Raw genomic sequence first — 17,713 nt, forward strand, 5'->3', positions numbered from 1 at the left:
CACCCGTGAGCGCAACCCGCCCGGCAGCCGTCGTCGTACTCGCAGCGGGTGAGGGCACCCGCATGAAGTCGGCCACTCCCAAGGTCCTGCACGAGATCTGCGGGCGCTCGCTCGTCGGTCACGTGGTCGCCGCCTCCCGCGAGCTCGACCCGACCCACCTCGTCGTCGTCGTGGGCCACGCCCGCGAGCAGGTGACCGCGCACCTCGCCGGCGTCGACGCCGGCGTCCGCACCGCCGTCCAGCACGAGCAGAACGGCACCGGCCACGCCGTCCGGATGGCCCTCGAAGAGCTCGGCGGCACGGTCGACGGGACCGTCATCGTCGTCTGCGGCGACACCCCGCTGCTCACCGGCGAGACCCTGCGCGCCCTCGCGGCCACCCACGAGGCCGACGGCAACGCCGTCACCGTCCTCACCGCCGAGGTCCCCGACTCCACCGGCTACGGCCGCATCGTCCGCGACCCCGCCACCGGCGCCGTCACGGCCATCGTCGAGCACAAGGACGCCACCGACGCGCAGCGCGCGATCCGGGAGATCAACTCCGGGGTCTTCGCCTTCGACGGCGCCCTGCTCGCCGACGCGCTCGGCAAGGTCCGCACCGACAACAGCCAGGGCGAGGAGTACCTCACCGACGTGCTGGGGATCCTGCGCGAGGCGGGGCACCGCGTCGGGGCTGCGGTCGGCAGCGACCACCGCCAGATCCTCGGGATCAACAACCGGGTGCAGCTGGCCGAGGCCCGCGCCCTGATGAACGCGCGCCTGCTGGAGCGGGCCATGCTCGCGGGCGTGACGGTCGTGGACCCGGGCAGCGTGTTCGTGGACGTGACGGTGACCTTCGGGCAGGACGCGCTCGTCCACCCCGGGACCCAGCTGCTGGGCGACACGCACGTCGGCGAGGGGGCCGAGGTCGGCCCGAACACCCGCCTGAAGGACACCCGCGTGGGCGCGGGGGCGCGCGTGGACAACACGGTGGCGGACGGGGCGGTCGTCGGCGACCAGGCCACGGTCGGCCCGTTCGCGTACCTGCGTCCGGGGACGGACCTCGGCGCGAAGGCGAAGGCCGGCACGTACGTCGAGATGAAGAACGCGACGATCGGCGAGGGGACGAAGGTCCCGCACCTGTCGTACGTGGGCGACGCGACGATCGGCGAGTACACGAACATCGGCGCCGCGAGCGTCTTCGTGAACTACGACGGGGAGCACAAGCACCACACCACCGTCGGCTCACATTGCAAGACGGGTTCGGACAACATGTTTGTGGCTCCCGTCACGATCGGGGACGGCGCCTACACGGCCGCCGGATCGGTGATCACGAAGGACGTTCCGGCGGGCGCGCTTGCCGTGGCACGCGGCCAGCAGCGGAATATCGAGGGTTGGGTGGCCCGCAAGCGGCCCGGCAGTGCGGCCGCGACGGCTGCGCAGTCCTCGTCCGAGAAGGACTCCGGCCACCACTGAGGTGAACTGACCGGAAACGAGTACGCCGGGGACGGCGTACCGTGATAGGTGCACGCAATTCGGCTGGCTCACCGTGTGCGGGACGGACGTACACGGGGGCGAGCAGCTTTTCACACGTCTGAGGAGACAGTGCTGTGACCGGGATCAAGACGACCGGCGAGAAGAAGCTGATGCTCTTCTCCGGCCGCGCCCACCCCGAGCTGGCCGAGGAGGTCGCGCACCAGCTGGGGGTCAGCCTGGTGCCGACCAAGGCTTTCGACTTCGCGAACGGTGAGATCTACGTCCGCTTCCAGGAGTCGGCGCGTGGCGCGGACTGCTTCCTGATCCAGAGCCACACGGCTCCGATCAACAAGTGGATCATGGAGCAGCTGATCATGATCGACGCGCTGAAGCGCGCGTCGGCTCGTTCCATCACGGTGATCATCCCGTCGTACGGGTACGCCCGTCAGGACAAGAAGCACAAGGGTCGCGAGCCGATCTCGGCGCGTCTGGTCGCGGACCTGCTGAAGACCTCGGGTGCGGACCGCATCCTGACGGTCGACCTGCACACGGACCAGATCCAGGGCTTCTTCGACGGCCCGGTGGACCACCTGTCGGCGCTGAACGTCCTCGCGGACTACGTGGGCGCCAAGGTGGACCGCACGAAGCTGACGGTGGTGTCCCCGGACGCCGGCCGTGTGCGGGTGGCCGACCGCTGGTGCGACCGTCTGGACGCGCCGCTGGCGATCGTGCACAAGCGCCGCGACAAGGACGTCGCCAACCAGGTGACGGTCCACGAGGTCGTCGGTGAGGTCAAGGGCCGCGTCTGCGTGCTGGTCGACGACATGATCGACACGGGTGGCACGATCTGCGCCGCGGCCGACGCGCTGTTCGCCCACGGTGCGGAGGACGTCATCGTGACGGCGACGCACGGCATCCTGTCGGGTCCGGCGGCGGACCGCCTGAAGAACTCGAAGGTCAGCGAGTTCGTCTTCACGAACACGCTGCCCGACCCGTCCGACCTGGAGCTCGACAAGATCACGGTCCTGTCGATCGCCCCGATGATCGCCCGTGCGGTGCGCGAGGTGTTCGAGGACGGTTCGGTGACGAGCCTGTTCGAGGAGCAGCAGTAAGGGCCTGAGGGTCCTGCGCTAGATCCTTTTGGGCGCGGCCTCCCCGCCGGGTACACTCGACGAGTTGCTCGGCGAGGGAGGCCGTACCTGTTTTCCGGTACGGGCGCTCCGTTATCGACGCGCTCTTCGTAGCAGGCCGTTTCGGCCGGGTGACTTCTGTCCGTTTTCGTCACCCCACGAGGAGTGAACATGTCCGAGATCAAGCTTTCCGCGAAGCTCCGTGAGTCCTTCGGCAAGGGCTCGGCCCGTCAGGCTCGCCGCGAGGCCCTGACCCCGGGTGTCATCTACGGTCACGGCACGACCCCGAAGCACGTCGGTGTCGAGGCCCACGCCCTGATGATGGCCCTGAAGACCCCGAACGCGCTGCTCTCCCTGGACATCGCGGGCGACGGCACCGAGCTGGTCATCCCGAAGGCCATCCAGCGCCACCCGCTGAAGCGCAACATCCTGCACGTCGACTTCCTGATCGTCCAGAAGGGCGAGAAGGTCACGGTCGAGGTTCCGGTCGTGACCGAGGGCGACCTGGCCGCCGGCGGCAACCTGCTGGAGACCCTCCTCGCCACCGTCTCCGTCGAGGCCGAGGCCACCCACATCCCGACCGAGGTCACCGTCTCCATCGCGGGCCTGGAGGCCGGTGCCACCGTGCACGCCTCCGACCTGGTCCTGCCGGCCGGCACCACGCTGGCCATCGACGGCGAGACCGCCGTCCTGCAGGTCGTCGCCCCGCAGGCCGAGGAGCCGGCCGCCGAGGCGGCCGAGGGCGACGAGGCCTGAGCCTCGCCCTTCCTCCTCAGCAGTTGCTGACCGACCGCCGTCCGGCTCCACTGGAGCGGGACGGCGGTCGTCTTTCGTTCATGGCAAGGCAGAGCAAGGCAAGGCCTTAAGGAGCTTTTGATGTCGGACGACGCGGCACCCTGGCTGATCGTCGGTCTCGGGAACCCGGGAGCGGAGTACGCCGGCAACCGCCACAACATCGGCTTCATGGTGGCCGACCTGCTGGCCGAGCGGATCGGCGGCAAGTTCAAGGCGCACAAGGCGCGGGCCCAGGTGCTGGAGGGCCGGATCGGTGCTCCGGGGCCGGCGAACCGGCGGGTGGTGATCGCGAAGCCGATGTCGTTCATGAACCTGTCGGGCGGTCCGGTGACGGCGCTGCGCGATTTCTACAAGGTGCCGCTGGAGCGGATCGTGGCGGTCCATGACGAGCTGGACATCGACTACGCGACGCTGCGGCTGAAGCTGGGCGGCGGGGACAACGGCCACAACGGGCTGAAGTCGATGACGAAGGCGATGGGTGCGGACTACCACCGGGTGCGGTGCGGGATCGGCCGTCCGCCGGGGCGGATGCAGGTGGCGGACTTCGTGCTGAAGGACTTCTCGTCGACGGAGCGCAAGGAGCTGGACTGGTTCGTGGACCGGTCGGCGGATGCGGTGGAGTGCCTGGTCCAGGAGGGTCTGGAGCGGGCGCAGTCCGTGTACAACTCGTAGGGCGGTACACGGTGGAGCCCCCCGCGCCGGATGGTGCGGGGGGCTCCGTCGTGTGCGGGCGGGGTCAGCCGGTGTTGCGCAGGCCGGCGGCGACGCCGTTGACGGTCAGGAGCAGGGCGCGGGCCAGGAGCGGGTCGGGGGTTTCGCCGCGGGAGGCGGCGGCGCGCTGGCGGGCCAGGAGGGAGACCTGGAGGTAGGAGATGGGGTCCAGGTAGGCGTCGCGGACGGCGAAGGTCTGCTGGAGGACGGGCTGGGAGTCGAGGAGCTCCTCGCCGCCGGTGATGCGCAGGACCTCGCGGACGGTGAGCTCGTGTTCGGCCTCGATGCGGGCGAAGACGTGCTTGAGGTTCTCGGGGACCAGGGTGTCGACGTAGTGGCGGGCGATGCGCAGGTCGGTCTTGGCGAGGGTCATCTCGACGTTGGAGAGGAAGTTGCGGAAGAAGTGCCACTTCTCGCCCATCTCGCCGAGGGCGTCGTCCTGGCCGGCTTCGCGCAGGGCCTTGAGGCCTGAGCCGACGCCGTACCAGCCGGGGACGATCTGGCGGGACTGGGTCCAGCCGAAGACCCAGGGGATGGCGCGCAGTCCGTCGAGGCCGGCTCCGGAGTCGGGGCGGCGGGAGGGCCGGGAGCCGAGGTGGAGGTCGGCGAGCTGGTCGACGGGGGTGGCGGCGAAGAAGTAGGCGGGCAGGTCGGGGTCCTCGACGAGCTCGCGGTAGGCGGAGTGGGCGGCGTCGGACACGATGTCCATGGCCGCGTCCCAGCGGGTGAGGGCGTCGGGGGACTGCCGGGGGGCGGTGTGCAGGGCGGAGGCCTGGAGGGTGGCCGCGACGGTCAGTTCGAGGTTCTCGCGGGCGAGGGAGGGGACGAGGTACTTGTCGGAGATGACCTCGCCCTGTTCGGTGACCTTGATCTCGCCTTCGAGGGTGCCCCAGGGCTGGGCGAGGATCGCGTCGTGGGAGGGGCCGCCGCCGCGGCCGACGGTGCCGCCGCGGCCGTGGAAGAGGCGCAGGCGCACGCCGTGGCGGTGGGCGACGTCGCGCAGGCGGCGCTGGGCGCGGTGGATCTCCCACTGGCTGGTGGTGATGCCGCCGAACTTGCTGGAGTCGGAGTAGCCGAGCATGACCTCCTGGACGTCGCCGCGCAGGGAGACGAGGCGGCGGTAGGAGGGGTCGGCGAGCATCTCGTCGAGGATGACGTCGGCGGCGCGGAGCTCGTCGGTGGTCTCCAGGAGGGGGACGATGCCGATCTTGGCCCAGCCGGCGTGGAGGTCGAGGAGGCCGGCTTCGCGGGCGAGGACGGCGGCGGCGAAGACGTCGTCGGCGCCCTGGCACATCGAGATGATGTAGGACTCGATGACTTCGGGGCCGAACTTCTCGAAGGCGTCCTTGATGGCGGAGAAGACGCCGAGGGTCTTCTGGCCGGCGGGGTCGAGGGGTGCGGGGGTGGGTGCGAGGGGGCGGCGGGAGCGGAGTTCCTTGGCGAGGAGCTTCTGCCGGTAGTCGCGGGGCATGTCGCTGTAGCGCCAGGACTCTTCGCCGAGGCGGTCGAAGAGCTGGCCGAGGGCGTGGTGGTGGGCGTCGGCGTGCTCGCGTACGTCCATGGTGGCGAGCTGGAGGCCGAAGGCGGCCAGGGTGCGGATGGTGCGGTCCATGCGGCCGTCGGCGAAGAGGGCGCCGCGGTGTTCGCGCAGGGAGGTCTGGATGAGGGTGAGGTCGGTGAGGAGCTCGGCGGTGCCGAGGTAGTCGCGGCCTTCCTCGTGGGGGGTGCCCTTGGCGAGGCGTTCGCGGGTGTTGAGGAGCTTCTGGCGGATGCAGGTGGCCTTGAGGCGGTAGGGCTCTTCGGCGTTGAGGCGCTTGTAGCGGGGGCTGATCTCGGGGAGGCGTTCGAGGTCGGCCTGGAGGGAGGTGAGGAGTTCCTCGGTGGCGCCGGTGTAGCGGATGGAGTTGGAGAGCAGTCCGCGCAGGAAGTCGATGAGTTCGAGGGCGTCGGTGATGCCGTGTTCGTGCTGGAGGATCAGCACGTCGCGGGTGACGTCGGGGGTGACGTTGGGGTTGCCGTCGCGGTCGCCGCCGATCCAGGTGCCGAAGGTGAGGGGGCGGGTGCCGGCGGGGAGTTCGACGCCGACGCGCTGGAGTTCGGCGGCGAGGTCCTCGAGGACGTCGCCGACGGCGTCGGCGTGGAGCTCGTCGAGGTAGTAGATGGCGTTGCGGGCCTCGTCGGTGGGTTCGGGGCGGACGACGCGCAGTTCGTCGGTCTGCCAGACGAGGTCGATGTTCTCGGCGAGGCGCAGGTCGTGGCGGCGGCGGTCGCCGGCTCCGGTGACGGGCTCTTCGAGGAGGGCGGCGATGCGGCGGAGCTTGTTGAGGACGCTGCGGCGGGCGGCTTCGGTGGGGTGTGCGGTGAAGACGGGGCGGACGTTGAGGTTCTTGACCGTCTCGCGCAGGTGTTCGGGGTCGGCGTCCTTGAGCATGTCGGCGGTGCGGGCGAGGAGCCCGCCCTCGGCGGCGCGGTGGGCGCGCAGCTCCTTGCCGCGGTGGACCTGCTCGGTGATGTTGGCGAGGTGGAAGTAGGTGGAGAAGGCGCGGACGAGCTTGGCGGCGGTCTCCAGGTCGGTGTCGCCCAGCAGTGCGGCGGCGGCCTCGCCGTCGGTGCGGGTCAGTGCGCGGACGCGCTCGACGAGGTCGAGGAGGTCCTGGCCCTCCTGGCGTACGAGGGTCTCCCCGAGGAGGTCGCCGAGGCGGCGGATGTCCGCGCGCAGCTCCGCGTTGGCCGTCTGTGCGGCGTCCTTGCGGTCGGACGGGGCGGCGGGCTGGGTGACGGGGGCCTGGGGGGCCTGGTCAGCACTGCTCACAGGTGCGGCTCCTTGCAGTGTTCGAGCGCTACTGGGCTGTGGGCTCCCGGGGGTGCGCGTCCGGCGGTGCCGACGGTGGTGCGCAGCCCGGGCTGCCCGTGCGGACCGCGCTGTCCGACGACACCAGGATAGGTGGAGCGCCCCTGTGCCCCGGCAGAGCGGGCCCGTGCGTGGCGGGGCGGCGTGGTGCGGGGCGGTGCGGCGGCGTGGCGCGGGGGTGGTCCGGGGGTGTGGTGGGGGGCGGCTCGGGGGTGTGGTGTGCGCGGGGGCCTTGCCGGGCGGGGCGGTTTTGCCATACTTACGTTGCCGTAGGTTACGGGTCCGTAGGTCTGTGGGGCCGTGACCGGGGCACCTGCCGGCTTCTCACCCCCCAGGGGATCCCCGATGACCCTCAGTCCCGACCTGGTGGAGGGCGCTGCGGCGCCGTCCGATATCTCGGCGCCGTCCGCGACCCGCGGCGGTGAGCAGAAGCGCTCCGTGGAGCAGGTCGCGCTGCTGCTCTTCATCACCGTGCCGTTCCTGGCGCTGCTGGCGGCGGTGCCGCTGGTGTGGGGCTGGGGGGTGAGCTGGCTGGACCTGGGCCTGATGGCGTTCATGTACTTCCTGGCGTGCCACGGCATCACGATCGGCTTCCACCGCTATTTCACGCACGGTTCCTTCAAGGCGAAGCGGCCGCTGCGGATCGCGCTGGCGGTGATGGGCTCGCTGGCGGTGGAGGGTCCGCTGGTGCGCTGGGTGGCGGACCACCGCAAGCACCACAAGTACTCGGACCACGAGGGCGACCCGCATTCGCCGTGGCGGTTCGGGGAGACGGTGCCGGCGCTGCTGAAGGGCCTGTGGTGGGCGCACATCGGCTGGCTGTTCGACGAGGAGCAGACGGACCAGCAGAAGTACGCGCCGGACCTGGTCAAGGATCCGGCGATCCGGCGGATCAGCCGTGACTTCGTCTACTGGACGGTGGTGTCGCTGGCGGTGCCGCCGCTGGTGGGCGGTCTGGTGACGATGTCGTGGTGGGGGGCGTTCACGGCGTTCTTCTGGGGGTCGCTGGTGCGGGTGGCGCTGCTGCACCATGTGACGTGGTCGATCAATTCGATCTGTCACGCGGTGGGCAAGCGGCCGTTCCGGTCGCGGGACCGCAGCGGCAACGTGTGGTGGCTGGCGGTGCTGTCGTGCGGGGAGTCCTGGCACAACCTGCACCACGCGGATCCGACGTCGGCGCGCCACGGCGTGCTGCGCGGGCAGGTCGATTCGAGTGCGCGGCTGATCCGCTGGTTCGAGCTGGCGGGCTGGGCCTGGGACGTGCGGTGGCCGTCGGGGGCGCGGATCGACGCCCGGCGCAAGGAAAGGGCCTCGAACGCGGCATGATGGGGGACGTGGCGATCGACGGCAGCAGCACCAGCAGCGACAAGCCCAGGCGAGGACGCCGGGTCCGGATGACGGGCGCCGAGCGGCGCCAGCAACTGCTGGACATCGGCCGCACCCTGTTCGCCGAGAAGGGGTTCGAGGGCACGTCGGTGGAGGAGATCGCGGCGAAGGCCGGGGTGTCCAAGCCGGTGGTGTACGAGCACTTCGGCGGCAAGGAGGGCCTGTACGCGGTGGTGGTGGACCGCGAGATGCGCCAGCTGCTGGACGGGGTGACGGGCGCGCTGACGGCCGGGCACCCGCGGGAGCTGCTGGAGCAGGCGGCCTTCGCCCTGCTGGACTACATCGAGAACTACACGGACGGCTTCCGGATCCTGGTGCGGGATTCTCCCGTGGCGCAGTCGACGGGTACGTTCGCGTCGCTGATCAGTGACATCGCCACGCAGGTGGAGGACATCCTGGGCCTGGAGTTCAAGGCGCGGGGGTTCGATCCGAAGCTGGCTCCGCTGTACGCGCAGGCGCTGGTGGGGATGGTGGCGCTGACGGGGCAGTGGTGGCTGGAGACTCGGCGGCCGAAGAAGGCGGAGGTGGCGGCGCACCTGGTGAACCTGGCCTGGCACGGGCTGGAGCACCTGGAGGCGCGGCCGCGGCTGGTGGGCCACCGCAAGAGCTGAGGGCCCGCCGTACGGACGCGGGCGGGCGGCGCCCCGTCACCGGGATCGCGGTGGCGGGGCGCCGTCGTGCGTGCGGGGCCGCCGCCGGGGGCGGCGGCCGTGTTCAGTGGCCGGCGAGGGGTTCCAGGAACTCCAGCCGGTTGCCGACGGGGTCGTGCGAGTAGAAGCGCCGGTGGCCCGGCAGGTTGTCGTCCCAGACGACGTCGGCTCCGCGCTCGCGGAGTCTGCCGGCGTACTCCTCGATGCCGCTCACGCGCAGTCCGGGGTGTGCCTTGCGGGCGGGCCGGAAGTCCTCTTCCACTCCCAGGTGCAGCTGTACCGCGCCCGCGGCGAACCAGCAGCCCCCGCGCGCGGCGAGGACGGGGGGTTTGGAGATCTCCGTCATGCCCAGGACGCCTTGGTAGTAGGAGCGGAGCCTGTCCTCCGATCCGGGCGGTGCGGCGAGCTGCACGTGGTCGACGGCGGTCAGCACGGTCATGCCTCCTTGCGGGCGATGGCGAAGATGCGGCGGAAGGGGAAGACGGTGCCCCGGGGGCCGCTGGGGTAGGCGAGGCGGAGGGCTTCGCGGTATTCGGCGAGGAAGCGTTCGGCGGAGTCGCGGTCGTCGCCGAGGACGGTGAGCACGGGGCGCAGGGCGGTTCCCTTGACCCAGTCGAGGACGGGGTCGGGGCCCTGGAGCATCTGGTAGTAGGTGGTCTCCCACACGTCGACGGCGCAGCCGAGCTCGGTGAAGCGGGCGAGGTACTCGGCGGGTTCGAGGATGTGGATGTAGCGGGCGCCGTGTCCGCCGAGGCGTTCGCGCCAGCGCGGGGTGTCGCAGAGCTCGGCGAGGAGCCGGTGGCTGGGGGCGGTGAAGTTGCCGGGGATCTGGAAGGCGAAGGTTCCGCCGGGCCGCAGGCCGTTGATCCAGGCGGCGAAGGAGCCGGGGTGGCTGGGCACCCACTGGAGGGCGGCGTTGGAGACGATCAGGTCGTAGGTCTCCTCGGGCATCCAGTCGGCGATGTCGCCGGGGCGGAAGTCGAGGCGGCCGCCGCCGGGGGTGGGTCCGGCGTGCTCGGCGTCGGCGAGGCGGAGCATCTCGGGGGAGAGGTCGAAGCCGGTGATGTGGGCCTCGGGCCAGCGGTCGGCGAGGAGGGCGGTGACGTTGCCGGGGCCGCAGCCGAGGTCGGCGATGCGCGCGGGCCGGGTGGGGAGCTCCGGTATGCGCGTCAGCAGGTCGAGGAAGGGGCGGGTCCGGTGGCCGGCGTGCCGCAGGTACTGGTGGGGATCCCAGACGGGTGCGGAGGGGGTGGAGCCGTCCATGGCGCGGGGGCGCATGGCCGACGCGGTGTCGGAATGCATGTTCGAGCCTCCCTACTGGTGGGGCGGTCGGAAGCGGAAGCTGTTCCGGCCCCCTCCATGCCCCATGCTCGTCCAGAGTATATCTCGATGTCAAGATTCTCGGTTTCAAGAGACTTCATGTCGACAGACCCCGTACACTGATCCGCATGGAGGACGAGGTCGACCGACTGGTCGCGGCATGGCGGCGAGAGCGCCCTGACCTCGACGTGGAACCGCTCGAAGTGCTCAGCCGCGTCAGCCGGCTCGCACGCCACCTCGACCGCGCCCGCAGGCTGGCCTTCTCCGAGCACGGCCTCGAACCGTGGGAGTTCGACGTCCTGACCTCGCTGCGGCGCGCGGGGGCCCCGTACCAGCTCTCCCCCGGACAGCTCCTGACCCAGACGCTCGTCACCTCCGGCACGATGACCAACCGGATCGACCGGCTCGCCAAGAAGGGCCTCGTCGAACGGCTGCCGGACCCCAACGACCGGCGCGGGGTGCTGGTACGGCTGACCCCCGAGGGCCGCGACCGCGCCGACCAGTCCCTGGCGGGGCTGCTGGCCCAGGAACGGGCGATCCTGGCCCAGCTCTCCGCGGCCCAGCGCGTCGACCTCGCGGGCCTGCTACGCCAGTTGACCGCTCCGTTCGACAACATCCCCGGCTAGCTCCGCCGGCCGCACGCCGGCCCGCCGGGCCAGGGCCACGGCCGCCAGGGTGGAGTGCACCCCGAGCTTGCCCAGCACGTTCTGCATGTGGGTGCGGACGGTGTGCGGGGAGAGGAACAGCCGCGCCGCCACGTCCTTGCGGCCCAGCCCCGCCACCATGCACCGCAGCACCTCGTGCTCGCGCGGGGTGAGGGACTCCACGAGCCGCTCGCTGTCGGTGCGGTGCTTGCGGGCGGCCGTCAGCTCCCGCAGCACGCCCGTCAGCAGGGCCGGCGCCAGATGGGTCTCCTCGCGCAGCACCCCCCGGATCACGGCGAGCAGCCGCGACAGCGAGCAGTCCTTCGCCACCCACCCGCAGGCCCCGGCCTGGAGCGCGAGGGCCGCCCGGCGGGGGTCGTCCCGCTCGGCGAGGACCACCGTGCGCACCCTGGGGTGGGCGGTGCGCACCCCGGCGACCAGGGCGATCCCGTCCGGCGGCGGCGCCTGGGCGCCCGGCGCGCGCTGGCCGGGTACGGGCAGGACCGCACCCGCACCGGCGGGCGTGCCCGGTGCGGCCTGCGCCCCCGGTGCGGCGGGCGTGCCCGGTGCGGCCTGCGTGCCCGCCGTGCCCGGCGCGGCGGCCGCGCCGAGGTCGGCGTCGACGAGCAGCACGTCGAAGCGGCGGCCCTCCGCCGCGGCGCGTTCGAGGCAGCGCTGGGCCGCGGGGCCGCTGCCGGCCGCGGACACGTCCACGTCCGGCTCGGCCGCGAGCGCGGCTGCGAGAGATTCGGCGAAGATGCGGTGGTCGTCGACCACCAGGACCCGGATACGAACCACAAAACCCCCAAGGGTCGGGGAACGGACGACTACGGGTACGACGCCCGGCCGGGTGGCCCACAGGCCGCCGCGGCCGCCGCCGCGACATCTGTGCACCTACCCGGGACCGGACGCCGTACCCGGCGTGTCTCGACCCCTGAATCAACACCGGCCCCCACCGGCGTCACGCATCAGCGTAGAGCGGGCCGCGTCCGGTGGTTGGCCGAATAGCAGAAGTTTTCCGAGCGATTTTCGGGTCGCCGGGTCCGCAACGGCCTTCCGTGTGGCCGGATTTCGACTGTCCGGAAGCCCGGGAGCGCAAGGCCCCGGCCGGCGTGTGCCCCGGGCAGTTGCGCGGGGTCGGTTTCACCCGGCGTACGCACGCCGGGCGCCCGCGCAGGGCGCCCGTCGGCCGCGCCCGCCGGACAGGCGTGCGCCCCCCGCACCGGACGGTGCGGGGGGCGCGGCGGGGCGTCGGCGGGCCGGCGCACGGGGGGCGCAGGGGGCGCGGCCGCCCTCGGGGCCGGAGCGTCAGGAGCGCTGCCCGCGGGTGAAGTTCCAGGCGTCCGTCACGATGCCGGTGAGGTCCGAGCGGGTCGGGACCCAGCCGAGGCGTTCGTGCGCCGTGCGCGCCGAGGCGACCAGCACCGCCGGGTCGCCGGCCCGGCGCGGGGCGACGACCTCCGGGATGTCGTGGCCGGTGACCTTGCGGACCGTCTCGATGACCTCGCGCACCGAGAAGCCGCTGCCGTTGCCGAGGTTGCAGACGAGGTGTTCGCCCTCGGCCGCGACGCGCAGCGCGGCGAGGTGGGCCTCGGCGAGGTCGGCGACGTGGATGTAGTCGCGCACGCAGGTGCCGTCGGGGGTCGGGTAGTCCTCCCCGAAGACGGAGATGGCCTCGCGCTCGCCCAGGGCGACCTGGAGGACCAGGGGGATCAGGTGGGTCTCGGGGTCGTGGCGCTCGCCGAACTCCTTGTAGGCGCCGGCCACGTTGAAGTAGCGCAGGGAGACCGCCGCGAGGCCGTGCGCCGCGCACTCCCCCGCGATCATGTGGTCGACGGCCAGCTTGGAGGCGCCGTAGGGGTTGGTGGGGGCGGTCACCGAGGTCTCGGTCAGCGCGCCCTCCGCGGGCTCCCCGTAGGTGGCGGCGGTGGAGGAGAAGACGAGCGTGCGGATCCCGGCCTCGCGCATCGCGGTGAGCAGGGCGAGGGTGCCGCCGACGTTGTTGTCCCAGTACTTGCCCGGGTTGACCACGGACTCGCCGACCTGCGAGGAGGCCGCGAAGTGGAGGACGGCGTCGTAGGAGGCGTCCAGGTACCGTGCGGCGTCCTGGATGCGGCCGTTGACCAGGGTGGCGCCGGCGGGGACGCCCTCTCCGAAGCCGGTGGAGAGGTCGTCGAGGACGGTGACCTCGTGTCCGGCCTCCAGGAGATGGGCGGCGACGACGCTGCCCACGTATCCCGCACCACCGGTGACCAGGTACTTGCTCACTCGTACTCCTACCTCTCGCGGAAGCACGCGGCTGCGCGTGCTGGTGTCTCGTGTCTGGCTTACCGGATTCCGCGCTTCCGGGGAAATCGCGGGCCCCGGCCGCTGCCGGCCGGGGGCCCGCCGGGAGCTCAGCCCCCGGCCTGCCGCGGCCGGTCCTGGGGCTCCTGCGGCGTCCGCCGGGCGGGCGGCGCGGCTCGGTCGAGCAGTCCGGTACGGGCGGCCAGTGCGGCCGCCTCCAGCCGGGAGCCTACGCCCAGCTTCATCAGGACCCGCTGGACGTGGGTGCGCGCGGTGCTCGGTGCGATGTCCATGCCGGCGGCGATCAGCCGGGTGTCCTCGCCCTCGGCGACCCGCACCAGCACCTCCACCTCGCGCGGGGTCAGCAGCCGCAGCAGCCGGCTCCCCTCGTCGTCGGGCTGCGCGGTGGGGTTGAGGAGCTCGGCGAAGGCGCTCTGGAGGAGCTGCGGGGAGATGGCGGCCTCCCCCGCCCGCGCCTTGGCCAGGGCCCGCTCGACGCCCTCGATGCGCTCGTCCTGGCGTACGTAGCCCGAGGCGCCGGCGGCGAAGGCGGCCGCGATCCCGCGCGGGCTCGGCACCGGGCCGAGGACCACCACGGCGATCTGCGGGCGCTCGCGCTTGATGCGCACGACGGGTTCGAAGACCCCGGGCTCCGCGGGGGTGGCGGTGCCGAGCAGGCACACCTCCGGGGCGCGGCTGATGACCAGTTCGGCGGCTCCGGCCGCCGGCGCGGCCGCCGCGAGCACGCGGTGCCCGCGCAGTTTCAGGGCCGAGGCGAGCGCCTCGGCCAGCAGACGGTGCTCGTCGACCACCATGACGCGTACGCCCATCAAGGCTCCCACCCCAGATCCTTCTGACCCGGCAAGCTACACGCTTGTTCGACGGGGCGCGGGGGTTACCGCGCGAAAGCCCCCGATCGGTGGGTGCCGTCCGGGGGCTCTCGCCGCTGTTCGCGCCGTGTGCGCGCGGGCGTCAGTTCGCCGCGAAGGAGACGAACAGGTAGTCCTTCTCCTTGTCGGAGAACGGCTTGCTCGCCAGGCTCTCGGCCAGGAACAGGCGCCCGTTGTGGTAGCGGATCTCGGAGCGGTCCGGCGAGAAGCCGGCCTCCAGGCTCCGGGTGCCGGGCGGGTTCTGCATCAGGAGGGTCTCCTTCATCGTCTTGCCGTCGATGCTGACGACCTGGCCGCCCCCGTCGTAGGGGGGCACCTTGTAGGCGATGATGTTCGACCCGTCCATGCGCAGCGGGTACATGACGTACTTCTCGCCGGCGTCGGCGCGGTCGCTGGTGGCCTTGCCGGTCTCCAGGTCGAAGGAGACGATCTCGTTGGTGCGTCCGGTCGGGGACGCGCCCTGGTGCTCGTACGAGGGCAGGTAGACCTTGCCGTTGCCGACGACCATGTTGGTGCACTGCTCGACCTCGGTGGCCGGGCACCTGGGCGCGTAGCTGCCCGCGGAGAGCCCGATGCGGGTCTTGAGCTGGCCGGCGTCGTCGAGGACGAAGAGGTCGCTGACGTTGGTGGCGTTCTTCGCGGTGTTGCCGACGTTGGCGGCGACGATGAGCGGCTTGGTGGAGAGGATGCCGGCCCACTCGATGCCCGCGGACAGCTTGTAGGAGTACTTCGGCGCGCCGCTGACGGGGTCGAGGGCCTGCGCGTAGAGGGTCTCCTCGGAGCCGCGTCCGCACTTGCGCAGCACGGCGAGGGCCTCGCCGCCGCCGTAGCCGAGGTCGTAGCAGCCCTCGGCGTCGGTCTTGGGGGTCCACAGGGGCTTGCCGTCGGCGAGGTTCCAGGCGGCGCCGCCGTAGAGGCCGCCGGCGGCGACGGTCTGGCCGCTGAGGGTGACCTCGGTGAAGGCCACCGGCTTGTCGCCGCCGGTGGCGGACTTGGCGGTGGCGGACCAGGCGAGCTTGCCGGTGTTCAGGTCGATGACGCCGACCTGGGTGCACTGGGGGTACTTCTTCTCGTTGGTGGCGGGGCCCTCCTCGAAGAGGATGGCGGTCTTGTTGTCGCTGACGTGCTTGCTGGCGCCGCAGACGTTGGCGTTGAGCGGGAGTTCCCACTTCTTGCCGCCGTCGGCGAGGTTGTAGCCGACGACCTTGCCCAGGTCGGACTTGACGTAGGTGGTGTCGGTGAGCCAGGAGCCCTTGACGGAGACCACGTCGGAGGGCGTCTGGGTGGTGACGTTGACCAGCGTCTTCGACTTGGGGTTGGCCGGGGCCTTCTCGCTGCCGGCCAGGGCGGGGGCCTTGGGGTCGGGCGAGCCGCCGGCCGAGGCGGCGGGCGGGTTGTCGCCGCCGCCGTCGTCGGAGGTGTAGAGGTAGCCGCCGCCGATGATGAGGGCCATCGCCAGTACGGCCGCGCCGACGATCATCAGCTGGTTGCGCACGTCGTTGCCGCCGCCCGCGGAGGGGGCGGGCGGCTGCGGGGCCGGGGCCTGGAGGGTGCCCGGCTGCGGCGGGTAGGCCTGGCCCGGCGGCTGCTGCGGGTAGCCGTAGCCGGGCTGGGCGCCCGGCGGGGGCACGGCCGGCTGGGCGGGCTGGGTCGCGGCCTGCGGTGCCTGGGGCGGCTGCGGGGCGGCCGGGGGCTGGCCGGGCGGCGGGCCGGGCGGCGGCGGGGGGCCGCCGAAACCGCCGGAGGGCGGCTGGCTGGGGGGCGGCGGGGTGCTCATCTGCTGCTATTGCCTCTCGGTGGGCGGCTCGGTGGACTCGTTCACTTGCCGAATGCCATCAGGAGCTTCTCGTCCGTGCTGTTGGCGGACAGCGTGGTCACGGACAGGAAGAAACGGCCGTCCTCGAAGGACCTCTTGGCGAACATGAAGGAGCCCTCGATCTTCGCGGCCGGGCCCGAGGGCAGGCGCAGCAGCGTCTTGGGCGCGCCGCCGGCCACCGGGAACGAGACGATCTCGCCGGGCTCGTCGAGGGCGCCGGTGCGGTAGGCGGTCAGCTGTCCGTTCGCGGCCTTGACGGGGGTCAGGCTCCGCTTGTCCCCGGCGGCCTGGCGCCACTTGGCCTTGCCGGTGCCGAGGTCGAAGGCGACGATCTCGTTGCCGGAGCCGGCCTTGGTGTCGGTCGCCAGGTAGAGGGTGTCGCCGTCGACGGCGGAGTCGCCGCAGCCCTGGAGGTCGTCGATGCTGCTGCCGCCGCAGTTGACCTGGAAGGAGCCCTCGGCGGCCATGCTGGAGCGCTTCTTGCCGTCGGCGGTCAGGGCGATGACGGCGCGTTCCTTGGTGTCGCGGTTGCCGATGTCGAGGACGGCCGGGGAGACGGAGTAGACGCCCTTGACCTGCCAGCCCTTGGGGAGCCGGTAGCCCCAGGTCTTCTTCCCGGTGACCGGGTCGGCGTCCTGGACCTCGACGGTGTGGTCGGCGTCCATGCACAGGGCGATGCCGAGCATCTTCCCGTTGCCGGCGGCGTACTGGGTGGGCTGGCAGCCCTCGGGGACGTTGCCGGAGAACAGCTTGTCGCCGGTGCTGATGCGGTAGGCGCTGGTGCCGCCGAGCCGGTTGACGGCGGCGGTGTCGCCGGTGAGGCTCACGGCGGCGCGGCCGCCGCCGTCGAAGATGCCCTCCTTGGCGACCTCCTTCGTCCAGCCCTCCTTGCCGGCCTTCAGGTCGATCAGCTTCAGCTGGTTGCAGGCGGCGTTGGAGGCGGTGCCGTCCTTGACGACGACGACCGTCCTGCCGTCGGCGGTGGTCTGGTCGGTGAGCCCGCAGATCTCCGCGCGGGTGTCGATCCGCCACTTCTCCTTGCCGTCGGTGACGGCGTAGCCGACGAGGGCGGTGCCGACGGTCTTGGCGACGGTGTCGCCGACCACCCACTGGCCCGCGGCGGGGATGCCCGAGCCGGGGCCCTGGAGCTTGACGGTCTTGAGCCACAGCGCCTTGTCCTCGCCGGGCTTGCGGCCCGCGTTGAGGTCGGTCTGCTCGGCGGCGCCGTTGCCGCTGCCGTCGCCCTTGTCCACGGACGGGGAGGCGGAGGGCTTGGCGTCGGCGGGGGCGGAGGCCTGCGCGGCGGGCTTGCCGGGGCCGTCGTCGCGGGCGAAGGCGAACCAGGCTCCGGCGCCCAGGACGAGGACGCCCGCGACGGCCGCGGCGATGACGACCGGGCCCTTGCCGCGGCCGCCGGAGGGCGCGCCGGGGGCCGGCGGGTAGCCGGGGCCGCCCTGCGGGAGGAGCGGCTGGGGGACGGTCGGCGGCTGCTGGGCGTACGGGTTGGCGCCCTGGGGCGGGTAGCCGTAACCCGGCGGGGGCGGCCCGGGGAGGTGGTCGTAACCGGAGGGGGGCGGCGGCTGGTTCGGCGGCTGGGGCTGCTCGGTCATCGGCGCATACCTTCGGTTTCAGGCGGTCGGTGAACCGGGAGGGACCCCCGGAGATCGAAAAGAACCGATCCTTTCTATCACTCGGGGCCGGTACACAACGGGCCGGTCGCACCCCTGTTCCCAAGGGCGGACCGGCCTGTGACGAGCCCGTTATCCGGTCGGACCGGGCC

General features: G+C 72.1%; 15 protein-coding genes. 7 read left to right on the plus strand and 8 right to left on the minus strand.

Annotated features, from left to right (window positions below; genetic code table 11):
* Positions 1–5 precede the first annotated feature (5 nt).
* From glmU to pth, 4 genes are all read left to right on the plus strand, one after another.
* On the plus strand, positions 6–1,454 hold the full coding sequence (glmU, locus tag ACIRBY_RS18900; protein ID WP_403901770.1) for a bifunctional UDP-N-acetylglucosamine diphosphorylase/glucosamine-1-phosphate N-acetyltransferase GlmU: 1,449 nt from the start codon (positions 6–8) through the stop codon (positions 1,452–1,454).
* A 134-nt stretch (positions 1,455–1,588) separates the two neighbouring features.
* Positions 1,589–2,566, plus strand: a complete 978-nt coding sequence (locus tag ACIRBY_RS18905; RefSeq protein WP_042815924.1) for a ribose-phosphate diphosphokinase — start codon at positions 1,589–1,591, stop codon at positions 2,564–2,566.
* 189 nt (positions 2,567–2,755) lie between these two features.
* A complete protein-coding gene (locus ACIRBY_RS18910) occupies positions 2,756–3,340 on the plus strand; it encodes a 50S ribosomal protein L25/general stress protein Ctc (RefSeq protein WP_403901772.1) in 585 nt (194 codons plus the stop codon).
* Positions 3,341–3,460: 120 nt separating this feature from the next.
* A complete protein-coding gene (pth, locus tag ACIRBY_RS18915; RefSeq protein WP_403901773.1) occupies positions 3,461–4,051 on the plus strand; it encodes an aminoacyl-tRNA hydrolase in 591 nt (196 codons plus the stop codon).
* 64 nt (positions 4,052–4,115) lie between these two features.
* On the opposite strand, the gene ppc is transcribed toward pth, so the two are convergent.
* Positions 4,116–6,809 (minus strand): phosphoenolpyruvate carboxylase, encoded by a 2,694-nt coding sequence (gene ppc, locus ACIRBY_RS18920; RefSeq protein WP_403902040.1) that lies wholly within the window; start codon positions 6,807–6,809, stop codon positions 4,116–4,118.
* A 477-nt stretch (positions 6,810–7,286) separates the two neighbouring features.
* Between ppc and ACIRBY_RS18925 the strand changes: the two genes are divergently transcribed.
* Together ACIRBY_RS18925 and ACIRBY_RS18930 are read left to right on the plus strand one after the other, a co-directional pair.
* Positions 7,287–8,267 carry an acyl-CoA desaturase gene (locus ACIRBY_RS18925; protein ID WP_403901774.1) on the plus strand — a complete coding sequence of 327 codons (981 nt, stop codon included), beginning with the start codon at positions 7,287–7,289 and terminating at the stop codon, positions 8,265–8,267.
* On the plus strand, positions 8,264–8,938 hold the full coding sequence (locus tag ACIRBY_RS18930) for a TetR/AcrR family transcriptional regulator (protein ID WP_366450839.1): 675 nt from the start codon (positions 8,264–8,266) through the stop codon (positions 8,936–8,938). The genes ACIRBY_RS18925 and ACIRBY_RS18930 overlap by 4 nt, the downstream gene beginning before the upstream one ends.
* Before the next feature lie 103 nt (positions 8,939–9,041).
* Here the strand turns inward: ACIRBY_RS18930 and ACIRBY_RS18935 are convergent, their stop codons facing one another.
* On the minus strand, positions 9,042–9,410 hold the full coding sequence (locus ACIRBY_RS18935) for a VOC family protein (RefSeq protein WP_403902041.1): 369 nt from the start codon (positions 9,408–9,410) through the stop codon (positions 9,042–9,044).
* 2 nt (positions 9,411–9,412) lie between these two features.
* Positions 9,413–10,279 carry a trans-aconitate 2-methyltransferase gene (locus ACIRBY_RS18940; RefSeq protein ID WP_403901777.1) on the minus strand — a complete coding sequence of 289 codons (867 nt, stop codon included), beginning with the start codon at positions 10,277–10,279 and terminating at the stop codon, positions 9,413–9,415.
* 146 nt (positions 10,280–10,425) lie between these two features.
* Between ACIRBY_RS18940 and ACIRBY_RS18945 the strand changes: the two genes are divergently transcribed.
* A complete protein-coding gene (locus tag ACIRBY_RS18945) occupies positions 10,426–10,923 on the plus strand; it encodes a MarR family winged helix-turn-helix transcriptional regulator (protein WP_395512796.1) in 498 nt (165 codons plus the stop codon).
* Here the strand turns inward: ACIRBY_RS18945 and ACIRBY_RS18950 are convergent.
* The 5 genes from ACIRBY_RS18950 to ACIRBY_RS18970 all read right to left on the minus strand — a co-directional run bounded on the left by ACIRBY_RS18950 (position 10,882) and on the right by ACIRBY_RS18970 (position 17,543).
* Complete coding sequence (locus ACIRBY_RS18950) at positions 10,882–11,739, minus strand: LuxR C-terminal-related transcriptional regulator (protein ID WP_403901779.1); 858 nt, start codon at positions 11,737–11,739, stop codon at positions 10,882–10,884. The genes ACIRBY_RS18945 and ACIRBY_RS18950 overlap by 42 nt on opposite strands.
* A gap of 510 nt (positions 11,740–12,249) precedes the next feature.
* A complete protein-coding gene (gene galE / locus ACIRBY_RS18955) occupies positions 12,250–13,209 on the minus strand; it encodes a UDP-glucose 4-epimerase GalE (RefSeq protein WP_403901781.1) in 960 nt (319 codons plus the stop codon).
* A gap of 128 nt (positions 13,210–13,337) precedes the next feature.
* The gene (locus tag ACIRBY_RS18960) at positions 13,338–14,057 is read right to left on the minus strand and encodes a response regulator transcription factor (protein WP_403902043.1); all 720 of its coding nucleotides are present in this window, start codon (positions 14,055–14,057) and stop codon (positions 13,338–13,340) included.
* Positions 14,058–14,199: 142 nt separating this feature from the next.
* Complete coding sequence (locus ACIRBY_RS18965; RefSeq protein WP_403901782.1) at positions 14,200–15,894, minus strand: PQQ-binding-like beta-propeller repeat protein; 1,695 nt, start codon at positions 15,892–15,894, stop codon at positions 14,200–14,202.
* Between the two features lie 41 nt (positions 15,895–15,935).
* On the minus strand, positions 15,936–17,543 hold the full coding sequence (locus tag ACIRBY_RS18970) for a PQQ-binding-like beta-propeller repeat protein (protein ID WP_403901784.1): 1,608 nt from the start codon (positions 17,541–17,543) through the stop codon (positions 15,936–15,938).
* Positions 17,544–17,713 lie beyond the last annotated feature (170 nt).

It is taken from the genome of Streptomyces sp. NPDC096136 (assembly GCF_044763325.1).
In the GTDB taxonomy this organism is placed as follows: Bacteria; Actinomycetota; Actinomycetes; order Streptomycetales; family Streptomycetaceae; genus Streptomyces.

Excerpts from the sequence above, each read along its gene's own strand:
- ACIRBY_RS18930 (WP_366450839.1), top strand. The coding sequence starts at position 8,264 with ATGATGGGGGACGTGGCGATCGACGGCAGCAGCACCAGCAGCGACAAG.
- ACIRBY_RS18940 (WP_403901777.1), bottom strand. The coding sequence starts at position 10,279 with ATGCATTCCGACACCGCGTCGGCCATGCGCCCCCGCGCCATGGACGGC.
- ACIRBY_RS18965 (WP_403901782.1), bottom strand. The coding sequence starts at position 15,894 with ATGAGCACCCCGCCGCCCCCCAGCCAGCCGCCCTCCGGCGGTTTCGGC.
- ACIRBY_RS18945 (WP_395512796.1), top strand. The coding sequence starts at position 10,426 with ATGGAGGACGAGGTCGACCGACTGGTCGCGGCATGGCGGCGAGAGCGC.
- ACIRBY_RS18970 (WP_403901784.1), bottom strand. The coding sequence starts at position 17,543 with ATGACCGAGCAGCCCCAGCCGCCGAACCAGCCGCCGCCCCCCTCCGGT.
- ACIRBY_RS18960 (WP_403902043.1), bottom strand. The coding sequence starts at position 14,057 with ATGGGCGTACGCGTCATGGTGGTCGACGAGCACCGTCTGCTGGCCGAG.
- ACIRBY_RS18925 (WP_403901774.1), top strand. The coding sequence starts at position 7,287 with ATGACCCTCAGTCCCGACCTGGTGGAGGGCGCTGCGGCGCCGTCCGAT.
- pth (WP_403901773.1), top strand. The coding sequence starts at position 3,461 with ATGTCGGACGACGCGGCACCCTGGCTGATCGTCGGTCTCGGGAACCCG.
- ACIRBY_RS18910 (WP_403901772.1), top strand. The coding sequence starts at position 2,756 with ATGTCCGAGATCAAGCTTTCCGCGAAGCTCCGTGAGTCCTTCGGCAAG.